Annotated in this window: 17 protein-coding genes; 10 read left to right on the forward strand and 7 right to left on the reverse strand. The window is 36.6% G+C overall.

Annotation, left to right across the window (positions count from 1 at the left end; translation table 11 throughout):
• Positions 1 to 12 precede the first annotated feature (12 nt).
• Complete coding sequence (locus ACIQXJ_RS05015; protein ID WP_403050343.1) at positions 13 to 1,059, reverse strand: Cj0069 family protein; 1,047 nt, start codon at positions 1,057 to 1,059, stop codon at positions 13 to 15.
• 180 nt (positions 1,060 to 1,239) lie between these two features.
• Positions 1,240 to 2,163, reverse strand: coding sequence for a DMT family transporter (locus tag ACIQXJ_RS05020; RefSeq protein WP_403054835.1), 924 nt, complete (start codon positions 2,161 to 2,163; stop codon positions 1,240 to 1,242).
• 108 nt (positions 2,164 to 2,271) lie between these two features.
• On the opposite strand from ACIQXJ_RS05020, the gene ACIQXJ_RS05025 reads away from it, so the two are divergent.
• A complete protein-coding gene (locus ACIQXJ_RS05025; protein ID WP_403050346.1) occupies positions 2,272 to 3,171 on the forward strand; it encodes an AraC family transcriptional regulator in 900 nt (299 codons plus the stop codon).
• 154 nt (positions 3,172 to 3,325) lie between these two features.
• Positions 3,326 to 4,366, forward strand: a complete 1,041-nt coding sequence (locus tag ACIQXJ_RS05030; protein ID WP_403050349.1) for a beta-carotene 15,15'-monooxygenase — start codon at positions 3,326 to 3,328, stop codon at positions 4,364 to 4,366.
• A 199-nt stretch (positions 4,367 to 4,565) separates the two neighbouring features.
• Here ACIQXJ_RS05030 and ACIQXJ_RS05035 read toward each other — a convergent pair whose 3' ends face one another.
• Positions 4,566 to 5,090, reverse strand: a complete 525-nt coding sequence (locus ACIQXJ_RS05035; protein ID WP_403050352.1) for a hypothetical protein — start codon at positions 5,088 to 5,090, stop codon at positions 4,566 to 4,568.
• A gap of 88 nt (positions 5,091 to 5,178) precedes the next feature.
• The gene (locus ACIQXJ_RS05040; protein ID WP_403050355.1) at positions 5,179 to 5,643 is read right to left on the reverse strand and encodes a hypothetical protein; all 465 of its coding nucleotides are present in this window, start codon (positions 5,641 to 5,643) and stop codon (positions 5,179 to 5,181) included.
• 233 nt (positions 5,644 to 5,876) lie between these two features.
• On the opposite strand from ACIQXJ_RS05040, the gene bioD reads away from it, so the two are divergent.
• The 5 genes from bioD (at position 5,877) to ACIQXJ_RS05065 (ending at position 10,007) form a co-directional block, all read left to right on the forward strand.
• Positions 5,877 to 6,581, forward strand: coding sequence for a dethiobiotin synthase (bioD, locus tag ACIQXJ_RS05045; RefSeq protein ID WP_403050358.1), 705 nt, complete (start codon positions 5,877 to 5,879; stop codon positions 6,579 to 6,581).
• Positions 6,562 to 7,929 carry an adenosylmethionine--8-amino-7-oxononanoate transaminase gene (bioA, locus tag ACIQXJ_RS05050; RefSeq protein WP_403050361.1) on the forward strand — a complete coding sequence of 456 codons (1,368 nt, stop codon included), beginning with the start codon at positions 6,562 to 6,564 and terminating at the stop codon, positions 7,927 to 7,929. Before bioD ends, bioA begins: the two co-directional genes overlap by 20 nt.
• A gap of 3 nt (positions 7,930 to 7,932) precedes the next feature.
• Positions 7,933 to 8,526 carry a biotin transporter BioY gene (locus tag ACIQXJ_RS05055; protein ID WP_401010209.1) on the forward strand — a complete coding sequence of 198 codons (594 nt, stop codon included), beginning with the start codon at positions 7,933 to 7,935 and terminating at the stop codon, positions 8,524 to 8,526.
• Entirely contained in the window at positions 8,523 to 9,518 is a 996-nt protein-coding gene (gene bioB / locus ACIQXJ_RS05060; RefSeq protein WP_403050365.1) for a biotin synthase BioB, read from the forward strand. The genes ACIQXJ_RS05055 and bioB overlap by 4 nt, the downstream gene beginning before the upstream one ends.
• A 366-nt stretch (positions 9,519 to 9,884) precedes the next feature.
• Positions 9,885 to 10,007, forward strand: a complete 123-nt coding sequence (locus tag ACIQXJ_RS05065) for a hypothetical protein (protein WP_403050368.1) — start codon at positions 9,885 to 9,887, stop codon at positions 10,005 to 10,007.
• A 66-nt stretch (positions 10,008 to 10,073) separates the two neighbouring features.
• On the opposite strand, the gene ACIQXJ_RS05070 is transcribed toward ACIQXJ_RS05065, so the two are convergent.
• Positions 10,074 to 10,667: a LysE family translocator gene (locus ACIQXJ_RS05070; RefSeq protein WP_403050371.1), complete on the reverse strand. Its 594-nt coding sequence runs from the start codon at positions 10,665 to 10,667 to the stop codon at positions 10,074 to 10,076.
• Between the two features lie 114 nt (positions 10,668 to 10,781).
• Between ACIQXJ_RS05070 and ACIQXJ_RS05075 the strand changes: the two genes are divergently transcribed.
• Entirely contained in the window at positions 10,782 to 11,342 is a 561-nt protein-coding gene (locus ACIQXJ_RS05075) for a helix-turn-helix domain-containing protein (protein ID WP_403050373.1), read from the forward strand.
• 49 nt (positions 11,343 to 11,391) lie between these two features.
• Here ACIQXJ_RS05075 and ACIQXJ_RS05080 read toward each other — a convergent pair whose 3' ends face one another.
• Positions 11,392 to 12,555 (reverse strand): aminotransferase-like domain-containing protein, encoded by a 1,164-nt coding sequence (locus tag ACIQXJ_RS05080; protein WP_403050375.1) that lies wholly within the window; start codon positions 12,553 to 12,555, stop codon positions 11,392 to 11,394.
• A gap of 129 nt (positions 12,556 to 12,684) precedes the next feature.
• Here ACIQXJ_RS05080 and ACIQXJ_RS05085 point away from each other — a divergent pair, with 129 nt between their 5' ends.
• Both ACIQXJ_RS05085 and ACIQXJ_RS05090 read left to right on the forward strand, forming a co-directional pair.
• Positions 12,685 to 14,088 carry an aminotransferase-like domain-containing protein gene (locus ACIQXJ_RS05085; RefSeq protein ID WP_403050378.1) on the forward strand — a complete coding sequence of 468 codons (1,404 nt, stop codon included), beginning with the start codon at positions 12,685 to 12,687 and terminating at the stop codon, positions 14,086 to 14,088.
• A gap of 38 nt (positions 14,089 to 14,126) precedes the next feature.
• Complete coding sequence (locus ACIQXJ_RS05090; RefSeq protein WP_403054837.1) at positions 14,127 to 15,365, forward strand: DNA polymerase IV; 1,239 nt, start codon at positions 14,127 to 14,129, stop codon at positions 15,363 to 15,365.
• 57 nt (positions 15,366 to 15,422) lie between these two features.
• Here ACIQXJ_RS05090 and ACIQXJ_RS05095 read toward each other — a convergent pair whose 3' ends face one another.
• Positions 15,423 to 15,971: a GNAT family N-acetyltransferase gene (locus tag ACIQXJ_RS05095; RefSeq protein ID WP_403050381.1), complete on the reverse strand. Its 549-nt coding sequence runs from the start codon at positions 15,969 to 15,971 to the stop codon at positions 15,423 to 15,425.
• Between the last annotated feature and the right edge of the window lie 129 nt (positions 15,972 to 16,100).

A 16,100-nucleotide genomic window follows, 5' to 3' on the forward strand; every position in this document is an offset into this window, starting at 1 on the left:
CATATGCAATGGTTATGCAGTAATTTCATGATGTTCATGAATACAGGCTAAAATTTCTTCTGCCACTTGATGAGCCAAAGTTAGTTCAGAAGTAAACCCTACACACGAACAGTTCATTTCCCCTAAAATGTAACAATCTTCGCCTGTTTCATTTGTATCAAGCATGAAATCAGCTGTCCAAATAAGTGGTAGGTCGTAATTGCCTAATAAGTTAGTTACCAGAGGTAGCTGTGTTAAAAAGTTTTGTACAAGTTCTTCCCAATCCTCTGGTTTGTCGTAGCGATATTGAGCACCAGAGAAAAGTGTTGCACTAAAGGCATCTTCACTATCGGCTGGTTTTTTATGTACCACGTGAACTGGTTTGTCACGCAACATAAATAAGCGGATTTCGCCTTCAGTAATACGTGGAAGGAAACGCATATCAATTAGCATACCGTTTGTGCCAGTGATGTACTGCTCGCAAAATGTCATGAACTCGCCAAGCTTCCAATACTCTACATGATTATCTTTTGCCTCAGTACATTTAATCTCGGCATCAAGAGGTACTTCAGTAGTACCATCAGCAAGCGGTTCAACTAACTTTACTCGCCATATACCTTCGCCAGTAGAGCCTCTGTTTTGCTTTAATACACGCTCAGTAATCGCAAGGGAGGTAGGGAATTGTGCTTTAAATGCGTCAATTGTGTAATAAGCAAATGTATCATCAGGTACTAAATTTGTAGAGACTAATTTCGATAATACATCTTTCGAACCGTAGCCAATCATTGCATCAGGATGTGGCATGCCAATGACACCAGTTGCACATAAATCACGAAGCATCTCAAAATATTCTTCCTCGTGTTCTAGATTACCAGGGTTAATGCGAGATACATAGGCAATACCATGTTCTTTGACGTATTCAAAAATTTCGTCTTTCTTTGTGATATCAAAGAACACTACTTCCGCATCATGTCCACGTTGTTTAAGTGCATTTACCATCGGCATCGTATCCTGTCTGAAGCCATCGGTTCCCTTATCAGTGCCTCCATGTACTTCGAAGAAAATTACTTTTCTATTCATATACTTACCTCCTTATTTTCATGATATTTTTTAGTATACTGGACAAACAAGGAGAAAAGATATATGAAATATGTAAATTTTATATATAAATTCATAGTTGGAATTTTCATTCTAGTAGTTTATAACTAATAATTTTTGGAATTATCTAATTTTAAAGCAATCCACTCATTAGTTAGGTTTTTATTCCAACTTAAGCTGTTTTTTCTGAAATACAGTAAGATATAAAATCATGCATAGAATAAGTAAAGTACCAAGCATTTGGAAGCCCCCAAAGGGAATTTGTAGCCAAAGTACACTTGTTAAAACAGCGGTTAATGGTTCCAGGCTACCAAGTAAGCTTGTTTCTTTTGGTGATAAATAATGCAAACTTGCAATATAGAACCAGAATGCAAGCATTGTCCCAAATATAATGATAAAGAAAAAGTAAGCGCTCGTTGCAATGGTCCATGTAGATAAATCAATATGCCAAGGCTGATAAAAAATGCTCATCACTGAACCCCCAATTAACATTGCCCAACCGACCACAAGTAAAGAATGAAATTGCTGTAAAAGTGGCACAGCATACAATGTATAAAAAGCGACCGAAAGCCCCGATAACACACCCCAAATTACGCTCATCATTGGAACGGAAAGTGTGGAAAAAGAGCCATTCGTCAGCAATAAAGTAGTACCTGTAAGTGTAAGTATTACTGCAATTCCATCCTGTTTCGTTATTTTGCTATGTCTTTGGATGATATAAAAAGCGATGATGAAAAGAGGGGCTAAATATTGCAGTAAAGTGGCTACAGCAGAATTGCCAATAGCAATCGACATCATGTATGTGTATTGTACAGCTAGCATGCCGAGTATACTAAACAGAATTTGTCTAAAAGCATCTTTCTTTGTTCGCCACATGACAAAGATGGATTGTTGGCGGTGTGTAATCTTGTAGATGGCAATTAACAGGATACCTGCTAACAGAAGTCTACTCGAAACGAGCCAACCAACCTCAATTTGTTCTTGTTGGAATAGTTTTTGCGCGACTGTTCCACCAATTCCCCAGAAGCTTGCACCTAGAATGACAAGTATAAAACCAAAGATATGTTTTTTATTTTGTTGATTCATCACTATAGCATCTCCTAAACTATCAATATAAAGTTATTATAAACACTTAATACAAGGCGAAATATCGAATTATATGGTTAAAAATATCAATATATTGAGGTGGTTACAATGGCACTAACGCACATTAAAGTAGCAAAGGATTTACAGGAATTAACGTTACATGGCTCGAATGCATTTCCAGTCGCATTATATGAAACGTATTTGCGGTTAGATCGGCGTGATTTTTTACCATTACATTGGCATAAGGAAATTCAATTTGTTTTTGTGGTAAGTGGACCTGTCAACTATCGTGTAGGTGCTGATGTATTAGTACTTGAGGAGGGCGATGGCTTATTTGTCAACGCAGCATGTTTGCATGAAGCGAAACCATATAACGTTGAACAGTCGAAGCTATTTTGTATTAATGTGGACCCTAAATTATTGGGAGGACATGAAGGGAGTATATTGACAGCTAAATATGTGAGTCCATATGTAGAAAATAATAGACTGCCATTTGTAAAGCTTTCTGGAGAGCTAGCGCAAGCTGTTGAAAGAACGGCTCAACTATTAAAAGAACGAAAAGCTTATTTTGAAATTCAGGTGTGGAGAACATTATTATTGATATGGGAATCGATATTAGTGCAATCAAAGCTAACAGTGGAAACGATGCAGTCATCTATAATTGTTCAACACGAGCGTGCAAAAGAAATGCTCGATTTTATCCATTGCCATTATCAAGAAAAAATAACGCTTGAAATGTTAGCTGCACATGTTTTTATAAGCAGGGAAGAATGTAGTCGTTTCTTTAAAAAAATTGTTGGCATTACACCTTTTACGTATCTTTTACATTATCGTTTACGAAAAAGTATAGAACTGTTGCGAGATAGTGAGCATTCCATCACTTTTATTGCTTCGCTAACAGGCTTTAGTACAGTTAGCTACTATATTGAACGGTTTAAGGAGTATACGGGCTATTCACCGCATGTGTATCGTAAAAAATTTCTAGCACAACAACGTAATATGGAATAACAGGACAAATCAGTGAACAATCAATGACAAGTTTGAAAATTATATGCAGTTTGATTAGTGAAAGGGTTTGCAAATAATACCAAATATTTTAAAGTTATTTATATAGTTAAAAGTAGAATTAGAAGCGTTGGTAATCTAAAAGGAGAGATACGACATGATAGCCTTAAAAAAGAAGCAAAACATTTGGCTTGTGTTTTTATTGGTTGTGTTAATTAGCAACTACTCGCTTTATCACACCGGACTGGGTTTGTCGATTTTACCAACCGAAACAGCAGGCGTTGTACTCGGTTCATTAATCGATTTTATTATCGTTATACCGGTGTTATTTATGCTTTATAAACGAAAGTTTTCTGTTAAGCAAGCGATTGTTTTAGCCGCTTCAGGCTGTATTGCTGCACGGTTTATTATTCCAATAGATCATTTGCAGCCATTTGTTGCAGTAACATGGGCTGGATTTGCGGTTGAAGGGGCACTCATCGTTATTGAGGTTTTATTTGTTACAACGCTTGTCTACTATATGCCTAAAATTTTAAGAGATGTACGGGCAAGTGCACTGCCAGATATTTTCTCTTTTCCGCAAGCTGTTGAAAAACATGCACCTAAGTATCCTATTATTCAATTGCTCTGTACAGATTTACTCGTTCTTTATTACGGGTTTGCAAGTTGGAAGAGGAGAGAACCCGCCGGATTAACTTTGCATAAAAGCTCCAGCTATATCGCCTTTCAAATGATGATGATTCATGCAATAGTCATAGAAACAATTGGGATACATTGGTGGCTTCATGACAAATCAATGATATTATCTATCCTATTGTTAATACTTAATGTATACTCGGTCCTATTTTTCATTGCCGATATGCAGGCAGTTCGTCTTAATCCTATCTATGCAACAAATGATTCACTTTATTTATCTTTAGGTTTAATGAAGCGAGCGACTATTCGCTTTGCTAATATCGAAAAAATCGAAGAAGACCCAGAACGGTTAAAAGAAAAATTATCGAAGGATACTATTGAATTTATCGCACGTGATTTTGGAGAAGCATATCCACAAATCATGCTGAAAATGAAAGAACCAATTGAAGTAACGTTTATGTTAGGCTTTAAAAAAAGTTATAACAACGTGGCGATTAAAGCCGATCAAGTACATCAATTAAAGGAAATACTACAGCAGGGAATGGAAAATAATGAAGGATGATGTTGACAAGCAAGCGCCTCGCACACACTTGTGCGAGGCTTTTTTATTTGAATACGCTTATGGGAAATTGTATGTCTGAAAAATTGATCGTTTTCTAGATAGCCACCTTTATGTATTGTAATATCAATTGCCATCTGGTCAGCTCCTTTGCTATGCATACGAAGGAGCATGAAAAGTTTCATAAATGTTAATTATGCTATTACTTTTTCTTCGGGAAAATTATATACGAAAAGCTAATAATAGCATCAATTATTAAAATGATGCCCCAAACTTTCATTACTTGTAAAAGGGAAGATGTATCAGTAAGTTGACCGATAAATACGATCATTGCATATAATAAACTAGCACTAATTACGTAGGCAATGACATGTAGACCAAGCATTTTTATTTCATGAATACCTTTTGCTAGTCCTGTTAATTGTTTCTTTTCAACTGGCAGTTTTAAAAACCACTGTTGAAACTTTTCGTCTGCCCAAGTAATCATCGTTTTACCATATGCTATTGAGACACCTATATAAACAGCGGCGATACCGTGAGAAATGGATGCTGGTGTCCCTGCTCGCAAATCCATGGCAGTTAGCAATACTAAAAGTAGGTCAATAACAGGTGTAAGAGCAAAAAAGATTATGCTAAGTTTAGGCTTTTTAAAACGGTATCTACAAATCAGACCTATTAAGATGACAATCCAAAAGGCTATTTCTGCAGTAATAATCCAAGCAATCATAAAATATTCTCCTTATTTGATACAATTGTATTTAATTAAATTTACCATATGTTTCAATATAATACACATGTAAATTGCCCATCTAGTATTAATCTAGATGAGCAATTGCTTTTAGTATGTCCTCGCTAACAGCCTCCCAAAATTGTTGCTGTACTAAATCATTATATGTATATAGCTCTTTATTTTGTACGTGTCCATAAATCTCAGCAATTGTTTCCTTGTGAAAATGTAGGCGATGATTTAATGCTTGTCGTTCTTCTTCGATACAAAAAATCTTATAGATATCCGCTAGTCGTTCGAGCTTAGCACACTTTTGTTTTGTTGCCTCATATTGGATTTGATGAAAACGACCTACTGCTGTTTGCATCGAGATTCTTGCACGATGCTCAGCTTGTAATGTGCGATATTCTTCCTGACGTATGGCCAAGCGGTACCAAAATTCATAACGCAACGGTAAATCCCTTATTTCATAAGTAAGTAATGAATTTAAAATACTGCTCACTTGTTCATATGGTTCAATGCTTTTCTCAGATTCTTTAAATAAGCCAAACATTATGCCACCCCCTGTCTTGTTTAATACTACAGAATAGTATTAAAATCCTTTTAAATTTTTGAGTAATTGACGAATCGCTGATAAACCCAATCAAATCGCTAGTAGAACACTCCTTAACTAATAAACAAGGCATGATTTTTCATAAAAAAACAAAAAAGAGCATTTACAAAATGAAAATATTTGTGTTAACTTAATATTTGTAATTGGTTAACACAAAAGAAAGGGAGGTTAAGATGCAACATTTTTGGGTTGTTGGCACAGATACGGATGTTGGTAAAACATTTGTTACCACATTATTAATGCGAGATTTGCAAAAACAGGACTTACACGTGACGCCTTATAAGCCGGTACAAACTGGTGAAGTACATGATGGTAAGCAATCTTATTACTACGATACGGCTATGTATGAAAAATATTCTTTACAATTGCTCGACCGAGAAAATTTAAATGGCTATTCGTTGAAAGAAGCGGCATCACCACATTTTGCAGCTCAGCTGGAGGGGCAACAAATCAATACACAGAGATTGTTAAGCCAAATGCAGCAATTACAGCAAAAATGGGATGTTGTTATTTGTGAAGGGGTAGGAGGGCTTTTTGTACCATTAGATTCATATGGCGAAACGACACTTTTAGATGTTATTGTTCAAAGTAAACTACCAGTTGTCGTTGTTACTCGCACAACGCTCGGTACGATTAACCACACGCTTTTAACGTTAGAAGCATTAAGTAAACGTAAAATTGAAGTTCTTGGCATTGTATTTAACGGTGACACGGGTAGTGGGATGGAGCAAGACAATATTAAAACGATTTTACGGCATCACGCATTACCGTTTGCGACTATACCGAAGCTGAAAGATATATCACACATTATTGACTTTACTATTACGGACTCATCATTGTTTGAAAGGCTGTCAAAACATGAAACAAGTATTAACTGAGTTACAAGAAACCGATTTGCAACATGTATGGCATCCATGCTCACAAATGAAGGACTATGAGGACTTCCCGCCAATTGTTATTAAAAAAGGACAAGGGGTATGGTTATACGATGAAAAGAATCATCGCTATTTAGATGCTGTATCCTCCTGGTGGGTGAATTTATTTGGACATGCCAATCCACGTATTAGTCAAGCTTTAAGTGAGCAAGCATTTACGTTGGAGCATGTAATCTTTGCAAATTTCTCACATGTCCCAGCTATTAAGCTCGCACAAAAATTAGTAGCTTTAAGTCCACATAGTTTGCAAAAAGTATTTTTTGCAGATAATGGCTCATCCGCTATAGAAATCGCATTAAAAATGAGTTTTCAGTATCACATGCAAATAGGAAAAACGACGAAAAAGCGATTTCTAGCATTAACGGATGCATACCACGGCGAAACACTTGGTGCTTTATCAGTCGGTGGTGTTGATCTTTATAATGAGGTGTATCAACCACTTTTATTGGATACAGTGCGAGCACAGGGGCCAGATTGTTTTCGTTGCCCTTTCAATAAAAACCCGCAAAGTTGTGATGCTCAATGTATTCAATTTGTTGAAGAAGAGCTGATTATGCATCATAAGGAAATTACAGCGGTCATAATTGAGCCACTTATTCAAGCAGCGGCAGGCATGAAAATGTATCCAGTTATTTACTTACGGCGTTTACGGGAACTATGTACAACATACGATGTCCATCTAATAGCAGACGAAATCGCGGTTGGCTTCGGTCGAACAGGTACTCTCTTTGCCTGCGAACAAGCTGAAATTTCGCCAGATTTTATGTGCTTGTCCAAGGGCTTAACAGGTGGTTATTTACCGCTTTCTGTCGTGTTAACAACTAATGAAGTATATCAAGCATTTTATGATGATTATGCGACGATGAAGGCATTTTTACATTCGCATAGTTATACGGGAAATACACTTGCTTGCCGTGTTGCCCTAGAAGTATTGTCGATATTTGAAGAAGAGCATTACATAGACATTGTGCAAGACAAAGGTGAACGCATGCGTAAGTTAGCAGTACAGGCTTTCAGTGAATTGCCTTTTGTTGGCGAATACCGGCAAGTTGGCTTTGTCGGGGCAATAGAGCTTGTGGCGAATCGCGATAGGAAAGAGCCATTACCGAGTGAAGAGCGTATTGGCTATCAAATATATAAAAGAGCATTAAAAAAGGGATTACTTATTCGTCCACTAGGGAATATTTTGTACTTTATGCCACCCTATATAATAACGGACGAGGAAATGCAATTTATGATTCAAACAACAAAAGAAACAATTGTTCAATTTTTTGAAGAACGGGGGGAATAATGCATGTTTCAACGACAATCAACGCTCTCACTTGTAATGATAGCGATGTTTGCTGCTTTAACAGCTGTGGGTGCATTTATTAAAATACCACTTCCTGTAGTGCCGTTTACATTACAAATTGTTTTTGTTTTTTTGGCAGGTTGCTTACTTGGTGGTCGCAATGGCTTTCTAAGTCAGCTCGTTTACATAGGAATTGGTTTAGCAGGCATGCCAGTTTTTACACAAGGAGGAGGCATTACATATGTATTGCAACCGACTTTTGGTTACTTAATAGGCTTCGCACTTGCAGCATTAGTGATTGGTTTTCTAATTAATCGAGTAGAGGCACCGACGAAAAAACACTTCATTGGTGCAAATCTTGTAGGGCTTATCATTATTTATGCAGTAGCTGTGCCGTATTTATATGTGGCATTGAATGTATGGTTAAATATGAAATCAAGCTGGTCTCATGTTTTCTTAGTAGGTTTTCTTAATAGTATTGTTGCAGACTTTTGCCTAGCAATTGCCTGTGCCCTTTTAGCTGAACGATTATATAAAGTATTTCGTTCCGCTAGAGCTTTAAAACTTGTGCGAGTTGAAAAGGAGAATGTTCAGTGAATTGGTTACAGTTAGCAGATGAAGTGATAGCAGGCAAGATTATTAGTAATGACGAGGCGCTTGCCATTTTAAACAGTGATGACGATGATATTTTAAAGCTAATGGACGGTGCCTTTGCCATTCGTAAGCATTATTACGGCAAAAAAGTAAAGTTAAATATGATCATCAATGCTAAGAGTGGCTATTGTCCAGAGGATTGTGGTTATTGTTCACAGTCATTTAAGTCGACAGCGCCTATTGAAAAATATCCATTTATAACGAAAGAAGAAATATTAGCAGGGGCAAAACGAGCGTTTGAAAATAAAATAGGTACCTATTGCATCGTAGCAAGCGGACGTGGGCCGACTCGAAAAGATGTCAATGTAGTGAGTGAAGCAGTTGAAGAAATTAAAGCACAATATGGTTTAAAAGTTTGTGCTTGTCTTGGTTTACTGAAAGAAGAGCAGGCACAACAATTAAAAGAAGCGGGTGTCGATCGCTACAATCATAATTTAAATACATCTGCGCGTCATCATTCCTATATTACGACTACACACACATATGAAGATCGTGTGAATACGGTTGAAGTTGTGAAAAAACATGGTATTTCTCCATGCTCAGGGGCCATTATTGGGATGAAGGAAACAAAAGAGGATGTCGTGGAGATTGCACGTGCTCTGCACCAATTAGATGCAGATTCGATTCCGGTTAACTTCCTACATGCGATCGATGGGACGAAGCTAGAAGGAACACATGAGTTAAATCCTCGCTATTGTTTAAAAGTTTTAGCGTTATTCCGTTATATAAATCCAACGAAGGAAATTCGTATTTCTGGTGGACGCGAAGTGAATTTAGGTTCTCTCCAGCCATTCGGAATGTATGCAGCAAATAGTATCTTTGTCGGGGATTACTTAACGACTGCAGGGCAGGAAGTGAATAGCGATTTTCGCATGCTCGAAGATTTAGGATTTGAAATTGAACTTACACAAAAGCAAGAAGAAGTGTTTTGTTAAATTCATCATCCTTATAAAATAAAATCTACTACTACTAAATGATGATTGAAATTGGAAGACCGTTTGTATGTCGTGGAAAAGCGTACAGACGGTTTTTCTAGTAGCCAGTTATGCGTGGACTAAAGTTATCGTAGGCAAGTAAACAGTTCGTCATTTATACCTAAAAAATGAAGATTTTCACAAATTGTTCAATGAAAGCGTTTTGAAATTGAACAGTTTGTGAAGGGCTTCACATAAAGCTTTATTTTTTAAAAAAAGAGCGTAAAATAAGAATCAGCAAGAAGTTGTTATAAGACAGTTAGTTCTTTGTATCACATATTTGATGATTGTTATATTACAAAAATGAAATTGAAAGGAGCGGTTAGGATGTGGGTTGTAACAGTATTTGAGAATAAAAATATTCGTATTTTCGAATATACAAACAAAAATGAGGCAACAGCAGCTTTAGCGAAATATAAGAAAAATGCCGTTTTAACATATACAAAATAATACTTTAATTAGTTTAAAGAAACCACATTGTACGCAATAACGTACAATGTGGTTTCTTTGTTTTTATTAGTGTATGAGTATTGAATAGGCACTATAAACTAATAAAAGTGCCATTAAAATATTAAATGGTTGACGATATTTATTAAGTACTTTGCGAAAAGCTGAACCGAATAGTGCCCAGCAAAATGTACTTGTAATGCCAACGAATCCTAAAAATAGGGCGAAAAAAATGTAGCTTGGTAACGATGCGTAATATGGAAGAATATAGGTTGCAACGACTGTAATACCAAATAGAATACCTTTTGGATTTACAAATTGCAGGAAGGCTCCGAGTATCAAAAAGCTCCGTCTATTTTCCTCAGAATGGTGACTATTTTCAACATGCTCTTTAGAGGTTAATATTTTAATAGCTAAATATAACATATAGCCCACCCCCAAAATGGTTAATGGGAGGGTAATTATGGGCATGACGCTGATGAGGGCAATATTAAAAAAACAACTTAATGCAGTTATTGTGCAAAATCCAATTCCAACACCTAGACAAAATTGAATGGTTTTTCCCAGACCGTATTGATTGGCAAATGCCATTGCCATAATGTTGTTCGGACCTGGTGTAAAACTTGTAATAACTACGAATACTAAAAAAGATATGTAAGGCATTTTAGTCCTCCTTATATTTTGTATGTTATAATGTCTGAAATAAACAATATAACGTCGTTCTTTTTATTATACATAACGTACGTTATATTGTACATATTGTAAGAGGTGATTGTAATGGAGGAAATTCATCTTATTTTTGCAAAAAATTTAAAAGCGATTCGAGAAAAAGAAAAATTAAGCTTAGAAAAAGTTTCTCAGCTATGCGGCGTAAGTAAAACAATGATTGGACAAATCGAAAGAGGAGAATCCAGCCCGACGCTTACAACTATATGGAAAATCGCAAACGGGCTCAAAGTATCTTTTACTTCACTAATCCATCAACCACAGACGGATACTGAAGTCATTTTAAAAAAGGATATTCAAGTATTGTCAGAGGATGATGGCAAATATAGAGTATATCCGAATTTTCCATTTCAAGAAGATAGTCGATTTGAAATTTATACGATTGAAATTGATAAAGATGGGAAATTAAGCGCTGAGGCTCATAAAGAAGGGACAGAAGAGTTTATTACCGTTTTTGAAGGTGAATTATTGATTAGGGTTAATGACAACGAGTATATATTAAAAAATGGCGATTCTATCCGATTTAGAGCTGACCGACCTCACTTCTATAGTAATAACGGTGATATATTAACAAAGTTAGGGATGACCATCTATTATCCTTATGAAAAATAAAAAGCCGTATAAGCGCTTATCGAGAGCGCTTATACGGTTCTTTTTGTTTTTATAAAATGCTGCCTAATCGTTTAATTCCTTCACGGATAATTTCAGGTGTTGCATTTGTATAGTTTAGACGCATTGTGTTTACGCCTGTTTTTGATGTATAGAATGGGTCACCAGGAACGAAAGCGACTTTTTGTTCCATTGCTTTATTGAAAACGTCCAATGCGGAAGCTCCGTTATTCATCGTAGCCCAGATGAACATCCCACCATCTGGTCTTGTGTATTCAACATGTGCAGGGAAGAATTCTTGCATTGCGTCTAGCATTGCATCTGATTGATTTTTATATAATGAAACAATTTTTTTCACGTGCTCTGTATAGTCATTATTCGCTAAATAATCATAAATGACATATTGAGAGAAAATGTTTGTGTGTAAATCAGTTGCTTGCTTTGCTGTTTCAATATGTTTCATTAACGCTTTGTTTTTTGTAATGACAAAGCCAAGGCGCATACCTGGTGTAACTGTTTTAGAGAAAGAACCTAGTAAAATACTATTTTCGAGTTTTCCGGCACCGATATAAGGCAATGGCTCACCTTGGAAGCGTAATTCTCCGTAAGGATCATCTTCAATTAGTGCTACGTCATATTTAGAAATGATGTCATAAATTTGTTGACGTTTTTCCTTTGAATACGTTAGTCCCGTTGGATTTTGGAAGTTAGGAACAGTATAAATGAATTTAACGTTAGGTTGCTGTAAAGCTTTCTCTAACTCTTCTAAATTAAGACCATCGTTTTCAAGCGTTACACCATAAAAAGTAGGTTCACTTAATGTGAAGGCTTGAATAGCACCTAAATAGCCTGGCTCCTCAATCACAATGCCATCACCTTTATTAATAAGTACTTTCCCAATCAGTTCAAGTGCTTGCTGTGAGCCTGTTGTTATCAATATATCATCCGCATGGATATCTAGCCCATGAACACGACGGTATTTTGCAGCGATGTATTCACGTAGAGGCGCATATCCTTGTGTAGATGAATATTGGAATAATCGACTGCCATTTTCGTTAATGGCATGATCTACAGATGCTTTTAATGCATCGATTGGGAATGAGATTGGGTTTGGTAGCCCGCCTGCAAAGGAAATGACATCCTCTGCATCCGTTACTTTCAAAATATTACGGATGAATGAAGAAGGTGTGTTTAAGATTCTTTCAGAATATTGCATAATTTTATCGGTCCCTTTTTCTGATTTTTTAAAAATTATATCATTGTAATCATTTGCATACAATATTATGATTGTATGCAAGACAATTAAAATATTGTATGCAAATACGAAGGAAAGAGGGCTTGAAAAATGCCATTCAATTCATTTGAGGAATACCCAATGAGCTGGAAGCCAAATATCCGCAATATTTCAGGGCCAATATATATTGCAATTGCTGAGCAGCTTGAACAGGATATTAAAGAAGGCATTTTATTGCCAGGTACAAAATTGCCTCCACAACGAGAGCTTGCTGATTTTTTAGATGTTAATTTAAGCACCATTACTCGTGCGTTTAAGCTTTGCGGACAGCAGGGTCTAATTTATGCTTCAATAGGGAGCGGTACATTTGTTTCTTCTGATGCCGCCACGAATAAAATTTTATTACCTACAAGTCATTCTGCTCATATGATTGAGTTGGGCTCAGTATTGCCTGCTACCTATGCCAATGAGGAAATAACGCGCTACATGAAAAAAATGCTGAATGATTCTAATTTTAGTAAGTTATTTCAATATGGGCGACCCGAGGCGAATGCCTGGCAAACAGAAGCTGCAGCAAAGCTTTTGGAGAAAGTCGGCTTTCAAACAGATCAGCCGATATTGCTTGGGACGGGGGGACAAAATGCAATTGTCGGTACACTAGCAGCATTATTTCATGCAGGAGATCGTATCGGAACAGACCCGATTACTTATGCTGGGATAAAAACGGCGGCTAATATGCTTGGTATACAGCTAGTGGCTATTCAGCAAAAAGATGGAGAGATGACAAAAGAAGGGCTCTTATATGCTTGCAAAAATGAACATATCAAAGGACTTTATGTTATTCCTGATTTTCATAATCCAACTACCCATACAATGTCAATTGAGACTAGGAAAATGATTGCAGAAGTGGCAAGACAAAAAGATTTAATCGTGATTGAGGATGCGATTTATAGTTTTTTACAAGAACAGCCACTTAAGCCCATTGCATTTTATGCACCCGAAAAGGTAGTTTATATTGCAAGCGTGTCCAAAACGATCTCACCTGGGTTAAGGCTATCTTTTGTTGTGACGCCTAGTGCTTTAAGAAAGAAAATTATTGAAACATTATATAATATTAATATATCTGTATCACCAGTCATGGTGGAGCTTACTGCAAGATTGATTCATGATGGTGTTGCACAAACGATTTTAGAGAAACACCGATTATATGCTAAACAGCAAAATGCCCTAGTTAATCAATATTTAGGTGAATACAACATTTTAGGCAATGATGAATGCATTTTTAGATGGCTTATATTGCCTGAAAAATTTACTGGTGTGCAGTTTGAATTACTTGCATCGAAAGCGGGCGTACAAGTGTATGCTGCAGAGCATTTTGCGGTGGGCAATGCAAAACCTGTAAATGCAGTACGATTGGCGATTACTGCACCTGAAAATAGCATGCAGCTAGAGCGAGCCTTAGCGGTGTTAAAGGAATTGCTCGAAAGTGATGGTGACTATACTTTTATAGATTAAAATAGAAAGTACATAATAATGGTATGTGTGGTGAAATGATGGAACATAAAGGACGGATTATTTTTCATGTTGATATGAATAGTTTTTATGCATCTGTTGAGCAGGCGCATGACCCTAGTTTAAAAGGAAAACCGATCGCAATTGCAGGCAACCCAAAGGAGCGTCGGGGAATATTAGTGACATGTTCATATGAGGCGAGGGCGCTTGGCGTTTATACGACAATGACGGTACATGAAGCTAAACGAAAATGTCCGGATCTGTTGTTGCTACCACCAGATTTTCAAAAATATCGTGAGGCTTCCAAAGCAATGTTTGCTATCTTACGAAGCTATACGGAACTGGTGGAGCCAGTATCAATTGATGAAGGCTATATGGATGTTACGCTGTTAAGTAAGGAGCGCCATGCGCTTCAAATTGCCCAGGAAATACAAACTCGATTATTAACAGAGTTGGATTTACCATGCTCGATTGGTGTTGCCCCTAACAAGTTTTTAGCCAAAACAGCATCAGATATGAAAAAACCGATGGGTATCACAGTGTTAAGACTAAGAGATATTGAACAAGTGCTTTGGCCACTTGAAGTAGTCAAAATGCATGGTATTGGGGAAAGTACAGCCAAAAAGTTAAATGACCAGGGTATTTTTACAATCGGCAATTTGGCTATGGTTGAGGAACATAAAATCAAGCATATTTTAGGTAAGAATGGGGTTAGACTTCGTGCAAGAGCAAATGGAATCGATATAAGAGAAGTAGACCCCAATGCCATTTATGATACAAAAAGTGTCGGCAATTCGACGACATTACCGCAAGATGTAACAGATATTCGGCTCCTTCATAAAACAATTGATGGGCTGTGCAAAAAAGTAGCAGAACGACTCGATGCGAAACGTCTCGCAGGTTCCACAGTCAGTATACAAATTCGTGATGCAGATTGGCACAACCATACTCGCTCAAAATCGATGACTAATGTAATTTATCGCTTTGAAGATATTTTTGATATTGCTTGTGCGCTCTTTGATAAACATTGGGATGAGTCGCCTGTTCGGTTGCTCGGTGTAACTGTTTCGAATGTAGTTGATCGAAAAGATTATAGCCAACAGCTGTCTATTTTTAATTTTGAAGAGCATGTAAAAGACGAGCCTATTTTAAAGGTAGTGGATGAGATTGAAGGGCGCTTTGGGAAAGGTATCATTAAACGAGGTGTTGATATAGGTAAACGATCATCTTATCAATCACAAACAAGCTTTAGCAAAGATTTTTTAGACGATCACGAATAGGAGTTGGCCTAAGACCAAAAGGGGCGTTGCGTTCAACGTAAGCCCCACCTGCGTCTTTTATCTCATCGGATTAATAATTCCATAAAAAACTATATCTTCAAATGAGTCATTTTTATAAACGTGGTCTTTTAAAGTACCTTCATATTGCATACCGCACTTTTCCATAATCTTACCAGAAGCGGGATTTGATTTAAAATAGCGAGCGTAAACACGATGATAGTTTTTCTCTGTAAAGACAAAGTCAATTAGTGCCTTGGCTGCTTCCGTTGCATAACCTTTGCCCCAATGCTCTTCACCAATCCAATAAGCGATTTCGCCATTTTTATATTGTTGATGATTTGAAATACCGATAGCCCCATATAACTGACCACTTTGTTTATCTGTAATCGCAAATTCATACATTTTATCTAAGTCATAATGCTTTTCATGATTTGCAATCCATGTAAGAGCACTATCTAATGAGTATGGATAAGGTAAATTCAACGTACTTTTGTATATATTGTAATTGTTACAATATATACTCACTTCTGGAGCATCCGTTTCTTTAAAAAGACGTAGCAGTAGACGATCTGTTTCTAGTGTTTTTTCGGTTTTACTATAAATCATGTTATTCCTCCTATTCTTCCAATTATTTAATGCTATGAAAAAGTAGTGTAACACGTATAATGGTTATTTTGTATATTTTAGGTAATTAAATTTTGTGTTTCACTTGAAAATGAATGTTAGAACAATTCA

This window comes from Lysinibacillus sp. NPDC097868, assembly GCF_044761135.1.
Classification (GTDB): domain Bacteria; phylum Bacillota; class Bacilli; order Bacillales_A; family Planococcaceae; genus Lysinibacillus.

Excerpts from the sequence above, each read along its gene's own strand:
- ACIQXJ_RS05030 (WP_403050349.1), top strand. The coding sequence starts at position 3,326 with ATGATAGCCTTAAAAAAGAAGCAAAACATTTGGCTTGTGTTTTTATTG.
- ACIQXJ_RS05035 (WP_403050352.1), bottom strand. The coding sequence starts at position 5,090 with ATGATTGCTTGGATTATTACTGCAGAAATAGCCTTTTGGATTGTCATC.
- ACIQXJ_RS05070 (WP_403050371.1), bottom strand. The coding sequence starts at position 10,667 with ATGCCTTACATATCTTTTTTAGTATTCGTAGTTATTACAAGTTTTACA.
- ACIQXJ_RS05080 (WP_403050375.1), bottom strand. The coding sequence starts at position 12,555 with ATGCAATATTCTGAAAGAATCTTAAACACACCTTCTTCATTCATCCGT.
- ACIQXJ_RS05015 (WP_403050343.1), bottom strand. The coding sequence starts at position 1,059 with ATGAATAGAAAAGTAATTTTCTTCGAAGTACATGGAGGCACTGATAAG.
- ACIQXJ_RS05025 (WP_403050346.1), top strand. The coding sequence starts at position 2,272 with ATGGCACTAACGCACATTAAAGTAGCAAAGGATTTACAGGAATTAACG.
- bioA (WP_403050361.1), top strand. The coding sequence starts at position 6,562 with ATGAAACAAGTATTAACTGAGTTACAAGAAACCGATTTGCAACATGTA.
- ACIQXJ_RS05090 (WP_403054837.1), top strand. The coding sequence starts at position 14,127 with ATGGAACATAAAGGACGGATTATTTTTCATGTTGATATGAATAGTTTT.
- bioD (WP_403050358.1), top strand. The coding sequence starts at position 5,877 with ATGCAACATTTTTGGGTTGTTGGCACAGATACGGATGTTGGTAAAACA.
- ACIQXJ_RS05075 (WP_403050373.1), top strand. The coding sequence starts at position 10,782 with ATGGAGGAAATTCATCTTATTTTTGCAAAAAATTTAAAAGCGATTCGA.
- ACIQXJ_RS05040 (WP_403050355.1), bottom strand. The coding sequence starts at position 5,643 with ATGTTTGGCTTATTTAAAGAATCTGAGAAAAGCATTGAACCATATGAA.
- ACIQXJ_RS05020 (WP_403054835.1), bottom strand. The coding sequence starts at position 2,163 with ATGAATCAACAAAATAAAAAACATATCTTTGGTTTTATACTTGTCATT.
- ACIQXJ_RS05055 (WP_401010209.1), top strand. The coding sequence starts at position 7,933 with ATGTTTCAACGACAATCAACGCTCTCACTTGTAATGATAGCGATGTTT.
- ACIQXJ_RS05095 (WP_403050381.1), bottom strand. The coding sequence starts at position 15,971 with ATGATTTATAGTAAAACCGAAAAAACACTAGAAACAGATCGTCTACTG.
- ACIQXJ_RS05065 (WP_403050368.1), top strand. The coding sequence starts at position 9,885 with ATGTGGGTTGTAACAGTATTTGAGAATAAAAATATTCGTATTTTCGAA.
- ACIQXJ_RS05085 (WP_403050378.1), top strand. The coding sequence starts at position 12,685 with ATGCCATTCAATTCATTTGAGGAATACCCAATGAGCTGGAAGCCAAAT.